General features: G+C 72.2%; 10 protein-coding genes. 4 read left to right on the top strand and 6 right to left on the bottom strand.

The window, feature by feature from the left end; genetic code table 11:
- Positions 1 to 9: 9 nt before the first annotated feature.
- The 6 genes from AB0L06_RS16945 to AB0L06_RS16920 form a co-directional block, all read right to left on the bottom strand.
- Entirely contained in the window at positions 10 to 669 is a 660-nt protein-coding gene (locus tag AB0L06_RS16945) for a histidine phosphatase family protein (protein ID WP_500231932.1), read from the bottom strand.
- Positions 666 to 2,174 (bottom strand): FGGY-family carbohydrate kinase, encoded by a 1,509-nt coding sequence (locus tag AB0L06_RS16940; RefSeq protein ID WP_500231931.1) that lies wholly within the window; start codon positions 2,172 to 2,174, stop codon positions 666 to 668. The genes AB0L06_RS16945 and AB0L06_RS16940 overlap by 4 nt, the downstream gene beginning before the upstream one ends.
- Positions 2,171 to 3,703 (bottom strand): FGGY family carbohydrate kinase, encoded by a 1,533-nt coding sequence (locus AB0L06_RS16935; RefSeq protein ID WP_500231930.1) that lies wholly within the window; start codon positions 3,701 to 3,703, stop codon positions 2,171 to 2,173. Before AB0L06_RS16935 ends, AB0L06_RS16940 begins: the two co-directional genes overlap by 4 nt.
- Positions 3,704 to 3,721: 18 nt before the next feature.
- A complete protein-coding gene (locus AB0L06_RS16930; RefSeq protein ID WP_500231929.1) occupies positions 3,722 to 4,972 on the bottom strand; it encodes a sugar ABC transporter permease in 1,251 nt (416 codons plus the stop codon).
- The gene (locus AB0L06_RS16925; RefSeq protein ID WP_500231928.1) at positions 4,965 to 5,855 is read right to left on the bottom strand and encodes an ATP-binding cassette domain-containing protein; all 891 of its coding nucleotides are present in this window, start codon (positions 5,853 to 5,855) and stop codon (positions 4,965 to 4,967) included. Before AB0L06_RS16925 ends, AB0L06_RS16930 begins: the two co-directional genes overlap by 8 nt.
- Positions 5,856 to 6,084: 229 nt before the next feature.
- Positions 6,085 to 7,158 (bottom strand): substrate-binding domain-containing protein, encoded by a 1,074-nt coding sequence (locus tag AB0L06_RS16920; protein ID WP_500231927.1) that lies wholly within the window; start codon positions 7,156 to 7,158, stop codon positions 6,085 to 6,087.
- A gap of 352 nt (positions 7,159 to 7,510) precedes the next feature.
- On the opposite strand from AB0L06_RS16920, the gene AB0L06_RS16915 reads away from it, so the two are divergent.
- The 4 genes from AB0L06_RS16915 to AB0L06_RS16900 all read left to right on the top strand — a co-directional run bounded on the left by AB0L06_RS16915 (position 7,511) and on the right by AB0L06_RS16900 (position 12,861).
- On the top strand, positions 7,511 to 8,359 hold the full coding sequence (locus AB0L06_RS16915; protein WP_500231926.1) for a DeoR/GlpR family DNA-binding transcription regulator: 849 nt from the start codon (positions 7,511 to 7,513) through the stop codon (positions 8,357 to 8,359).
- Positions 8,360 to 8,565: 206 nt separating this feature from the next.
- A complete protein-coding gene (locus tag AB0L06_RS16910) occupies positions 8,566 to 9,714 on the top strand; it encodes a hypothetical protein (protein ID WP_500231925.1) in 1,149 nt (382 codons plus the stop codon).
- 132 nt (positions 9,715 to 9,846) lie between these two features.
- On the top strand, positions 9,847 to 10,578 hold the full coding sequence (locus AB0L06_RS16905) for a hypothetical protein (protein ID WP_500231924.1): 732 nt from the start codon (positions 9,847 to 9,849) through the stop codon (positions 10,576 to 10,578).
- Between the two features lie 219 nt (positions 10,579 to 10,797).
- A complete protein-coding gene (locus AB0L06_RS16900) occupies positions 10,798 to 12,861 on the top strand; it encodes an MMPL family transporter (RefSeq protein ID WP_500231923.1) in 2,064 nt (687 codons plus the stop codon).
- The last annotated feature ends 60 nt before the right edge of the window (positions 12,862 to 12,921 follow it).

Raw genomic sequence — 12,921 nt, 5'->3', positions numbered from 1 at the left:
CGTTGACTCCTAGTGCGCGGTCGTGGTCTGGGCGCGGTCGCCGTTGCACGGGACGCCGAGGGCGCCGCGCAGCGGGGTGTTGAATTCCAGCAGGGCGGCGCGTCCGTCGGTGATCTTCAGCTCGGTCAGCGCGCAGTTGCCCACCGACGGGAACACCCGGCGGTAATCGCTCAGCGGCATGCCGAGGTGGTGGCACAGCACCAGGCGGATCGCGGTGGTGTGCGCGACGACCATGACGCGACCGTCCGGGTGCCGGGCGATGATGTCGTCCAGGCAGGAGGTGAAGCGCTCGGCGGCGGCCTGCGGGTCCTCGCCGCCGGGGAGGTGGCCGCTGACCGGGTCGTCGTGGAAGGCCCGGAGGGCGTCGGGGAAGCGTTCGCGCATCTCGGCGCGGGTGAGTCCCTCGGCGCGTCCGAAGTCGAGCTCGCGCAGGCGCGGGTCGACCTGCAGGGGCAGGCCGGTGGCCTCGGCGCTGAACGACGCGGTGAGCCGGGCGCGGGTGAGGTCGGACGACCAGAGCGCGGACAGTCCCGCCCCCTGCGCCCAGCCGGCCAGGAGTCCGGCCTGCTCGAGCCCCCGCGGGGTCAGCGCGACGTCGGAGACCCCGGCGTACCGGTTCTCGGCGTGCCATTCGGTCTCACCGTGGCGGACCAGGACCAGGCGGGTCATGCGGGCGTCCTTTCCCGTGCGTGCTCGGCGACCGGCTGAGGCAGCCAGCCGCGCCGTTCCAGTTCGCCGACCAGGCTCAGGTAGCCGTCGTCGAACCGGGTGTGGTGGGTGGGTCGGGGGTCCAGCGTCGCGCGGACGGAGACCATCCCGGCGGCGACCTCGGGCAGCGCCCGTCCGGCCGAGGCGGCGAGGACGGCCGCGCCGAGCGCGGGCTCGGCGTGCTCGGGCAGGATCACCGGGCGGCCGAGGATGTCGGCGCGCAGCTGGCTCCAGTAGGTACTGCGGGCGGCGCCGCCCGTCAGGGTGAGGTCACCGTCGACGGGCGCGCCGAGCATGGCGAGGTAGTCGAAGCACAGCCGCTCGACGTACCCGACGCCCTGCAGGATCGAGGCGAACCGCTCGGCGTCGTCGCGGGGCTCGCCGAGGACGAAGCCGCGCGCGTCCGCGGCGACGAACGGGAACCGCTCCCCCGCCGACACCAGCGGGTAGGTCACCGTGTCGGACGGCTCGTACGCGGCGGCGGCGCGGTCGAGTTCGGCCAGGTCGCGGCCGGGGAAGTCGAGGCTGATGCGGCCCGCGCCGGTGCTGGACGCGCCGCCGGGCAGCCACCGTCCGTCGGGGGCGCGGTGGGAGTAGACGACGCCGAGCGGGTCCTGGAGGAGGTCGTCGGTGACGCCCTTGAGGACCAGCGTCGTGCCGAGGACGGAGTTCCAGGAGCCGACGGTGAGGCGTCCGGTGCCGAGCTGGGACGCGCAGCCGTCGGTGCATCCGGAGACGACCGGGATCCCGGCGGGCAGGCCGGTGTGCTCGGCGGCGGACGCCGAGACGGCGCCGAGCGGGGTGCCGGAACGTTCCAACGCGGGCAGCAGGCCGTCCGGGACGCCCAGGTCGGACAGGACGTCCCGGGGCCAGTCCTCGGCGATGAGGTCGGCGCCGGTCTTCAGCGCGCTGCTGAGGTCGGTCGCGACGGGGTGGCCGGTGAGGCGCATGTTGACGAAGTCGGTCTGGTGCGCCAGCCGGACGCCGTCGCCGACGAGCTCACGGCGGTTCTCCAGCAGCCACAGCAGCCGGGGCAGCGCCCAGGCGGGCTGCATGCGCTGGTAGCCGAGCCGTCCCCAGACGTGCCCGCCCGCGCGGTTGATGCGTTCGACCTGGCCCGCGGCGCGGGTGTCGTCGTACATGAGGCCGGGCGTCAGCGGACGGCCCGCGGTGTCGGCGAGCAGGATGGTGCCGGACGTGCCGTCCACGGCGACGGCCTGGACGGCCTCGGCGGGAACGTCGCGCAGTGCCTGGCGGCAGGCCGCGCCCACGGCCGTCCACCACTCCTCCGGGTCCTGCTCGTGCCGGGGGCCGTCGCGGTGGTCGGTCAGCGGGTGGCCGCCGGCGCCGCGCACCTCCCCCTCGGCCGTCACGGCGACGGCCCGGACGCTCTGGGTGCCCAGGTCGATGCCGATCCATACCGGCTCGTTCCATACCGCCTCGTCCCGGGCGTTGAGCCGGGTCACAGGGTCCCCCCGTCGGTTCGGTCACGGTGACGCGCGTCCGCCAGGATCGGCCAGGTGGCCGCCGCGGCGTTCCGCACGTCGAGGAAGGTCTGGTACATCCGCGCGTAGAACTCCGCGCGGTCGGGGTCGGGCCGGTACGCGTCGCCCACGCGGACGTGGGCGCGCGCGGCCTCGGCGATCGTGGCGGTCCGTCCGGTGGCGACCGCGCCGACCAGGAACGCGCCGCGCGCGCCGGCCTCGGCGTCGGTGGTCCGGACGACCGGGACGCCGGTGACGTCGGCCATCATCGCCAGCCACACCGGGCTGGCCGAGCCGCCGCCGCTGACGCGCAGCTCGGTGGCGGGCGTCCCGGCGGCGGCGAGGCAGTCCCGGACGACCATGGTCAGTCCCTCCAGGACGGCCCGCGCCATGTGCGGACGCTCGTGGTCGACGGTCAGCCCGTGGAACGCGCCGCGCGCCTTGGGGTCGAGGAACGGCACCCGCTCCCCCGCCTGGGACAGGTAGGGCAGGAACACCAGGCCGCCCGCCCCGGGCGGCGCCTGCGCGGCGAGCTCCGCGAGCCCGCCGGGGTCGCCGTCCATGCCGAGCAGGCGGCAGGCCCAGTCGATGACCTGCCCGCCGGACAGCGTGGGGAAGGACCGCAGGTAGCGGCCTTCATCCCGGCCGCCCGCCAGCCCGAGGGGCAGGGTCAGGCCGGTCGGACGGCCGCCCAGGTCCGGCGCGTCGACGATCGTCTCGGTGCACACGGTGGTGCCGAGGATGACGCACGCCTGGCCGGTCTCGGTGGCTCCCGCGCCGAACGCCGTCGAGGCGACGTCGTAGGGCGCGAGGACCACCGGCGTTTCGGCCGGAACGCCGAGTTCGTCCGCGGCCCAGGCCGTCAGCCCGGCGACGCGCCGGTCGTCGGACCGGATCTCCGGCAGCAGCGGACGCGCCCACTCCATGTCGTACAGGCGCAGCAGCTCGGTGGAGTAGTCGCGCGTGCGGATGTCCATGAAGGGGACGGCCGCGTCCGACTCGTCCACGGCGATCTCGCCGGTGAGCCGGGAGAAGATCCAGCCGCCGCAGGTGAGCGTGGCGGCGGAGCGGGCGAGCCGCTCCGGGTCGTGCGCGCGCAGCCAGGTCAGGATGCCCGTGGGCACCCCGGCGAACGACACCGAGCCGTTCGTCCGGAACGCGGTGTCCATGACGCCCGCGTCGGCCCAGGTCCCGACGGTGCCCGCGGCGCGGCCGTCGCTCCAGAGGATCGCCGGGCCGGTGGGACGGCCCGAGGCGTCCACCAGCCAGCAGCCGTCGCCCTGGGCGGTGACCGCGAGGTAGGACACCGGCGCGCCGCCGAGCCGCTCGCGCACCTCGCGCACGCCGCTCGCCACGGCCCGCCAGACCTCGTCCATGTCCTGCTCGACGTGGCCGGGCGCGGGCCGCCGCACCTCGGTGGGGCGGCGGACCACGACCCGCTCGGCGCCGTCCTCGTCATACCCGACGACCTTGATCATCGTGGTTCCCGCGTCGACGCACACGACTGCCATCGAAGGAGTCCCTCTCCGCTAGGCCCGGCCCGCTGAGGCACGCGAGCGGCGGGCGACCGAGTCCAGGGCCACCGCCAGCATCAGGACGACGCCGGTGACCATGAACCGGTAGGACGAGTCCAGGTTCAGCAGCGTCAGCCCGTTGGAGATGGACTGGATGACCAGGATGCCCAGCAGGGAGGCGAACGCGCCGCCCCGTCCGCCGAACAGGCTCGTCCCGCCGATGACGGCGGCGGCGATCGCGTTGAGGTTGACGTCGCCCGCGCCGGTGCTCTGGTTGGCCGCGGCCAGCCGCGCCGCGGCGAGGATGCCGCCGATCGCGGCGAGCGTGGTGCAGATGACGAACGCGGAGGTGTAGATGGTGCGGACGTTGATGCCCGCGCGGCGCGCCGCCTCCACGTTGCCGCCGACCGCGTACACGGCCTTGCCGTACTTGGTGCGGGTCAGGACGTAGTTCGCGACGACCACCAGGGCCAGGAAGAACACGAACATCCAGCCGACGCCGCGGTCCCGGTTGAGGTACCAGACCGCCAGCACGAGCCCGGCCAGGACGGCCACGCTGCGCGCGATCAGCACCCGCTGGGACGTCGCGGTCAGCCCGGCCTTGCGGCGCGCCGAGGCGCGGGCATGGCCGGTGCCGTACAGCGCGGCGGCGGCGAGCACGACCAGCGTGTAGGCGAGCCACGGCGGGACGAAGTCCAGCTGGGCGAAGGTGACCAGCCTGGAGTCGAACGGCAGGTTGATCGCGCCCTTGGGCCCGAGGACGTGCAGCTGCAGGCCGAGGAAGCCGAGCAGGCCGGCGAGCGTGATGACGAAGCTCGGCACCCCGAACCGGTTGAAGACCTGCGCGTACACCCAGCCGATCAGGCAGGCGATCGCGACGGCGGCGAGCACCGCCAGCCACGGGTTGAACCCCTGGTCGACGAACAGCACGGCGGTGACCGCCGCGGAGACGCCGCTCAGCGAGCCGACCGACAGGTCGATCTGCCCGACCAGCAGCATGAAGACCACGCCGAGCGAGATCACACCGACCGGCACCATCTCCATGGTGAGGTTCGACAGGTTGTCGCTGGACAGGAAGACCGGGTTGAGGATCTGCATGACCGTCCAGATGACGATCAGGCCGGCGACCACGGGCGCCACGCCCAGGTCGCCGCCGCGCATCCGGGCGGTGAGGGCGGAGACAGAGCCGCGCAGGCCGGACGGCTCGTCCGCCGCGCCCGCGGCTCCTGCGGCCGCCGCGGGCGGCCGGACGTCGACGTCACTCATCGGCGTCGCCTTCCTTGTCGGCGGTGGTCCCGGCGGGCTCCGCAGCGGTGGTGGCGCCGCCCGCGGAACGGCTGGCGCGGCGCGTCACCTCGTTGTCGGTGGCGCCGGTGATGGCGGCGACGAGTTCCTCGGCGGACGTGGTGGCCGCGTCGAACACGCCGTTGTTGCGGCCCAGCCGCAGCACCGCGACGGTGTCGGCGACCGCCTTCACGTCGGCCATGTTGTGGCTGATCATGATGACGCCGTGGCCGCGCTCGCGGAGCCGCTCGATGAGGTTGAGCACCTCGGCGGTCTGCGCGACGCCGAGGGCCGCGGTCGGCTCGTCCAGGATGATGATCTTGGGGTCGCCGAGCAGCGACCGGGCGATCGCCACGGTCTGCCGCTGCCCGCCGGACAGACCGGCGATCGGCACCCGCACCGACGGGATCTTCGCCGAGAGCTGCTTGAGCAGCTCGCGCGAGCGGACCTCCATCGCGACGTCGTCCAGGCGGAGCCCGCGCAGCTCGCGGCCGAGGAACAGGTTCTCGATGACGTTGAGGTTCTCGCAGAGCGCGAGGTCCTGGAACACGGTGGCGATGCCGAGCTGCTGCGCCGCCGCGGGGCTTGCGACGCTCACCTCGCGGCCCTCGAAGGTGATGGTCCCCGAGGTGGGCGGGTGCACTCCGGACAGCGTCTTGACCAGGGTGGACTTGCCGGCGCCGTTGTCGCCCACCAGGGCGACGACCTCGCCCGCGGAGACGTCGAGGTCGACGTCGGTGAGAGCGGCGACCGCGCCGAAGGACTTGCTGATGCCGCGCAGCGACAGCAGGGGCGCGGGCGTGCCGCCCGCCTTCCCGGCGTCCGCCGCGACCGACCGGGTCGGCGAGGGTGGCGATGAGGACATGGCGAACCTTCGTGAGGCGTTCGTGGGCTGACGTCGTCGTGGGGCCGACGCCAACGTGGGCTGACGGCGTCCCGGGCAGGACGCCGTGGGCCGACCGTCCGGCGGGTGGCGGGCCGTGGGGTGGGGCGGCGTCCTCCTCGTGGTTGCGGACGAGGAGGACGCCGCCGGGCCGGCCACCCGGACGCCCGTTACCGGACGTCCGTTCCGGAGGTCTCTTCCGTGTGCCGGACTACTGGATGCCGAGCTTGGTGCAGGCCTGGGCGTACACGCCGGTGCAGACCTGCGCGGGCGTGAGCACGCCGCCCTGCTTCACCACGTCCTTGACGTTCTGCTGCGTCACCACGGTCGGGACGAACAGCTGGGACGGGGTGTCGAAGAGCGTGGTGTTGCCCTGCGGCTTCTTGCCCTGGGCGAAGTCGTGGGCGGCGACCGCCGCGGCCTCGGCCACGATCTTGATGGGCTTGGAGATCGTGTTGTACTGGTCGCCCGAGACCACGCGCTGGACCGCGGCGAGCTCGGCGTCGTTGCCGGTGACCGGCGGGACCTTCGCGCCGGCGGCCTTGAAGGCGGCGATCGAGCCGCCGCCGGTGCCGTCGTTGGCGGCGGCGACGCCGACGATCTGGGTGCGGAACTTGGTGATCTGGCCGGTGACCCACTCCTGGGCCTTGGCCGGCTCCCAGCCCGGGGTGTCGTACTCGGCGAGCAGCTTGAAGCCGCTCGGGTCGACCGCGCTGTGCATGCCCTTCTTGATCAGGCCGGCGGCCGCGTCCGTCGGGGAGCCGTTGACCTGGAGCAGGCCGCCCTGGGCCTTGGACTCCTTCAGCTTGTCGACCAGGGACTGGCCGATCATCTGGCCGAGCTTCTCGTTGTCGAACGAGACGTAGTAGTCGGCCTTGGCGGCCGGGATGGGCCGGTCGTAGGCGATGACCGTGGCCTTGCGCGCCTGCGCCAGCCGGACGATCGAGGCGGCCGCGGCCGAGTCGACCGGGTCGATGACGATGACCTTGGCGCCCTGGGCGAGCGCGGAGGTGGCCTGCTGCTGCTGCTTGGCCGCGTCGGCGTTGGCGTTCTGGTAGAGCACCTCGCAGCCGCCGCAGAGTTCCTTCATCTTGGCCTTGAACAGCGGCGCGTCGTACTGCTCGTACCGGGTCGAGGCGATGTCGGGCATCAGGAACGCGACCTTGGCCTTGTCCCCGCCGCCGCCTCCGGATCCTGAATCCTTGGACGAGCAGGCGGCGGCCGGGGCCAGGACGGCCAGCGCCACGGCCGCGGCGGCGGCCGAGCGGAAGGACAGCTTCCTCACTGAGTTCTCCTCGAAGATCCGCCCGTGGAACCCGGGCGGCTGGGCCGGGGGTGGAACAGCGCCGACTTCGCGCCGCTGCGGATGTGAAGACAACACCCGTTCACCCGCGAATGTCAACATGAAGCCGTGAACTTCACATCAAAACCTGTGACTTAGACCGGTCCGAACGTGAAGATCGTAACGTCGAACATCACTGCTCATCGCCTGCGGCCTGGGATTCCCCGACCACTGCACGGTTCCCACCGGGGAGCACGTCGCAGGCGTCGACAGTACGTAGTACGTTACTTTCCACACGAACGTCACATCGACGCCCTGCCGGGTCCCCTCCCGGCAACCCCCAGAAGGGAACCCGGTGACCGACGACACACTGCCGAGCACGACCGGACCGGACGCCGACGGCGGCAGCACCCGCCATCGCCGGGAGGCCATCCGCAGGCAGGTGACCGACGAGGGCTTCGTCCGGATCAAGGACCTGGCCGCGGCGCACCGGGTCAGCACGATGACCATCCACCGGGACCTGGACGAGCTGCAGAGCACCGGCTGGCTGCGCAAGGTCCGCGGCGGGGCGACCGCCGAGCCGTCCGCCAGCTACCACGGCGACGTCCGGCACCGCCGCCAGGCCATGGCCGCCGAGAAGCTCGCGCTGGCCGAGGCCGCCGCGGGCCTGGTCGGCGCGGGCGCGACCGTGATGATCGACGAGAGCACCACCGCGCTGGAGCTGGCCGGGCTGCTGCCCGGGCGCGGCCCGGTCACGGTGATCACCAACTTCCTGGCCGCGGTGAACGCGCTGACCGGCGAGTCCGGCGTCGACCTCATCGCGCTCGGCGGCGCGTACTACCCGGCCTACGACGCCTTCCTCGGCCTGCGCACGTCCGAGGCGATCCGGTCGCTGCGCGCGGACCTGCTGTTCATGTCCACGACCGCCATCACCAACGGCCAGTGCTACCACCAGTCGCAGGAGACGGTCGCGGTCAAGCGGGCGCTGATGGAGTCGGCCGACCGGCGGGTGCTCATGGCCGACCACACGAAATTCACGAAAAACGGTCTCTTCCAGCTCGCGCCGCTGACCGACTTCGACCTGGTCATCGTGGACTCCGGCACGCCCGAGTCCGATCTGGAGGCGCTGCGGGCGCGGGGCGTGCGGCTGCACGTCGCCGGACGCGACGGCACACCGTCCTGGCCCACCCCCACAGACCGCTGACCTGCTCTTTCACCCTCCGGGAGGGGCGGTCGCGCGATGTCGCGGCCGATGTTCACCCGAGCGTGGGGGGCTTGACAGGCGGGGTACGTTTCCGGCCCAAACGATGATCATCGAGCGAGGGGACGCTCTCGCGACCGTCGTCGGGCCTGGGTTCGCCCATGCCCGGAACACCTCACACCCGGAGACCGAAACCCACCATGCGTACTGTGCTGCTGAGTTCCGTCCTGGGCGCGGCCCTCGCCGTCGCCGGTCCCGCCGCCGCCTTCGCCGACTCCCCGTCCCGCCCGGGCGCGCTCTCGCGCCCCGACCTGCCGAAGGAGGTCTACGGCGGGGCATGGCAGTCCCCCCACGTGCAGGGCATCGCCGTGGACCGCCGCCGCGGCCACATGTACTTCTCGTTCACCGACCTGCTGGTGAAGACCGACATGTCGGGCAAGCCGATCGGCTCGGTCGTCGGCTTCACCGGCCACCTCGGCGACCTCGACTTCAACGACGAGGACGGCCGCGTCTACGGATCGCTGGAGTACAAGGAGGCCAAGTCCTTCTACATCGCGATCTTCGACGGCGACAAGATCGACCGGATGAACATGAACGCCGAGGATTCGGGCGTCGTGTCGACCGTCTACCTCAAGGAGGTCGTGGACGACTACTCCGCCGACATGAACGGCGACGGCGTCTTCGACGGCAACACGGGCGCGACCCCCGACCACCGCTACGGCTGCAGCGGCATCGACGGCGTCGCGTTCGGCCCGGCGTTCGGCAAGCGCGGCGGCCCGCAGCGCCTGTCCGTCGCCTACGGCATCTACTCCAACACCGGACGCGTGGACAACGACTACCAGGTCGTCCTGCAGTACGACATCGCGCGCTGGAAGAGCTTCGAGAAGCCCCTCACCCAGGAGGCCCCGCACACCAGCGGCCCGTCCGAGACCGGCGGCAAGTACTTCGTCCACACCGGCAACACCACCTACGGCGTCCAGAACCTTGAGTACGACCCGAGCTCCGGCACCTGGCTGATGGCGGCGTACAAGGGCGTCAAGCCGGGCTTCCCGAACTACGCCCTGTTCTCCGTGGACGCGACGGCCCAGCCCAAGCTCCAACCGATCGAGGGCCAGCCGACCGCCGAGAAGGGCAAGGTCATCCCCCTCGCGAAGCGCGGTGAGCTGGACGCCGCGACCGGCGTCCGCGGCTGGTCCGACTCGTCCGGCCAGTTCGGCCTGATCGCCGTCGGCGACGGCCTCTACTACGTCGTCGAGAGCGCCCAGATCACCGAGAACGGCGTCACCAAGCAGACCGCCCGCGCCCGACTCCACCGCTTCACCGGAGCCACCCCCAACCCCTTCACCCCGGTGAGCTGACCTGCCCCGTGGTCGCCGGGCACACTGGCCGCGTGCCCGGCGACCACCGGATCATGCCGGGCGCTCTCACCCGAGATAAACGTCTCGACCGCTCGAACGCGCAATGCGACGATCGCGAAGAAGGCCCGTCGGTTGTTCGCCGGGCCGCGCCGTCGCGCATCGGAGGGCCCTGTGTTCAGCGAACTCACCCCGCCAAACGAGTCTCCTCGGACCAGACGAAAGCTCGAAGCACTCGGGTTGAGTTGGCCACTGCTGTGGACCGCCATCCGCGCCGGCGAGGAGGCCCGCCGGACCGCGACACCCGAGGAGCCGCCGTCTTCGGGCGACCTGAAGGACTGGATCGCCCGTGTCGGCGCCCTCCGCTCCGAACTCCGCAGGCACGGATGGACCGCGGCCGACAACGAGCAGATCCCCATCTCGGTGAATCCCGGCCAGGACATCGGAATCGGCCAGTTGCTGGACTACGCGGCGACGGCGTCCCCCGATTCCGATCCGGTCAGCGGATACCCGCGTCGGAACGAGCCCCTCAATCCCCGCCACACCGCTGACGGGCTCTTCAGCCTCGCCGAGGCGGGGCGTCCCGACCTGCTGGAAGAGCACATCTACGCCAGGTTGACGACCTGGTTCCTCATCACCTTCCGGACCGTTCGGCACTCGTCGCACACCGGAATCGTCGAAGCCGTCGTCGTCAGTGAACTGGCTCTGCCCGGCGCTCGCCCCGGCCGTCTCACCGGGTTGGACGACGAGCAACACGTTCAGTTCCACAGTTGGCGGGACCACATCCTCCTGCCCGAGAGCATCTTTCCGTTGCCCGATCGAGTCGCGGGTGACGAAGGCGTTCCGACTGTGGACGTCAGCCCCTGACGGCGGCATCACCCGGTCTTCGTCCGTCCAGCGGTAGAGCCACGCCTCGTACATCTCGGGATGTACGGGCGGGGTGGGGGTTGCGGCTCGAGGTGTAGGCGGAGTGGCATCTGAGGCCCGACGCGGTGGGGAGGGGGGTGGAATGACGATGAGTGCCTGGTCGAGAGCTGGGAGGCACTCATCGTGAACGGGAGCCGGAGGGGTTCCGGAGGACGGCTGGTGGCGGTCGTTTCGGGGAGGCGCGCCAAGTGGGGCGTGCTCGCGTTGTGGATCGTCCTGCTGGTGGTCGTGGGGCCGCTTTCGGGGCGGCTCAAGGACGTGCAGAAGGACGACGCGGCGAGCTGGCTGCCGGCGGGCGCGCAGTCGACGCGGGTGGTGAAGCTGGACGAGCGGTTCCACTCCGGGGAGCCCGTCACAGCGGTCGTCGTGTACGAGCGCGCGGCGGGTATCACCGCGTCTGACCAGGTCAAGGCGCGGGCCGACGCAGTGGCCTTCGGACGGCTGCCTGGGGCCGGAGCCATGCAGGGGCCGTTCGTGTCGAAGGACGGACGGGCGCTGCGGACGCTCGTCCAGATCCGCAAGGACGACGCGGCCGACGCCGTCAAGACGGCACGGGCCATCGCCGCGCGCGGAGACGCGGGGCTGGAGACGCACGTCACCGGGCCGGCGGGCGGGGTCGCGGACCTGAGCGCGGTGTTCGGGTCCATGGACGGAATGCTGCTGATGGTCGCGGCGGGCGTCGTGATCGCGCTGCTGCTGCTCATCTACCGCAGCCCGCTGCTGTGGCTGGTCCCGCTGGTCAGCGCGGTGTTCGCGCTCGGGCTGTCGCAGTCGGCGGTGTACCTGCTCGCCCGGTACGCGGGGCTGACCTTCAACGGGCAGACCTCGGGGATCCTGACCGTCCTGGTGTTCGGCGTCGCGACGGACTACGCGTTGCTGCTGGTCGCGCGGTACCGGGAGGAGCTGCGGCGGCACGCCGACCGGCACGAGGCGATGGCCGCGGCCCTGCACCGCGCGGGACCGGCGATCCTCGCCTCGGCCGGGACGGTCGCCGTCGGGCTGCTGTGCCTGCTGGCGGCGACGATGAACAGCAACCGGGGCCTCGGGCCGGTCGCCGCCGCCGGTGTCATCGCCGCGCTGGCGGCGATGATGACACTGCTGCCCGCACTGCTGGTGGCGCTCGGCCGGTGGATCTTCTGGCCGCTCGTCCCCCGCTACGAACCCGGCGCCTCCCCGGCGGACGACCCGCAGGGCCTGTGGGGACGCGCCGGACGGCTCGTCGCGACGCGTCCGCGGGTGCTCTGGGCGGGGACGTCGCTGGTGCTCGCCGCGATGGCGTTCGGGCTCGGGTCGCTGTCGGCGAACGGCCTGTCCAACAAGGACCAGTTCGTCACCACGCCCGACTCGGTCACCGGCGCCCAGGCCATGGCACGGCACTTTCCCGCCGGATCCGGCGCTCCCGCCGTGGTCATCGGCGCGGCGTCCCGGGCCCCGGGGCTGGAGACCACCCTGCGCGGGACCGACGGGGTCGCGGAGGTCGGACGTCCGGTCGTCGCGCAGGGATACGTCCGGTATGAGGCGACGCTGCGCGATCCCGCCGACAGCCGTACCGCGCAGGACACCGTCGACCGGCTGCGGAGGGCCGTCGGGGACGACGCGCTGGTCGGCGGCACCACCGCCACCGCGCTCGACACCCGCCGCGCCGCCGCGCACGACAACCGGGTCATCATCCCGGTCGTGCTCGCCGTGGTGTTCCTCATCCTCGCCGTCCTGCTGCGGGCGCTGGTCGCGCCGCTACTGATGATGGCCACGGTCGTGCTGTCGTTCCTGGCCTCGCTCGGTGTGAGCGCGCTGGTGTTCCGGCACGGGTTCGGTTTCGCGGGCAGCGACGCGTCGTTCCCGCTGCTCGCGTTCATCTTCCTGGTCGCGCTCGGCGTCGACTACACCATCTTCCTGATGCACCGCGTCCGGGAGGAGGCGCAGCGGTCCGGGACACGGCGAGGGGTCGTGCGCGGCCTGACCGTCACCGGCGGCGTGATCACCTCGGCCGGTCTCGTGCTGGCCGCCACGTTCGCCGCCCTGACGGCGTTGCCGCTGGTCGCGATGGTGCAGATGGGCTTCGCGGTGGCGTTCGGGGTGCTGCTCGACACCGTCATCGTCCGGTCGCTGCTGCTGCCCGCGCTGGCCTACGACCTCGGATCCCGAATCTGGCTGCCCGGACGCCTCGCACGACATCCCGCGTCCGCTCAGGAGCGGACCGGAACCCTGGAACCGCTCGCCTGACAGCCGCGTGGGATCCGCCTCCCGAAGGCGGATCCCACGTTCGCGTCCGCGTTCAGGCCC

The sequence above is a fragment of the Spirillospora sp. NPDC052269 genome (assembly GCF_040679435.1).
Lineage (GTDB): Bacteria > Actinomycetota > Actinomycetes > Streptosporangiales > Streptosporangiaceae > Spirillospora.
The sequence above is the reverse complement of the archived record's forward strand: the minus strand, read 5'-3'. Positions and strand labels throughout refer to the sequence as shown.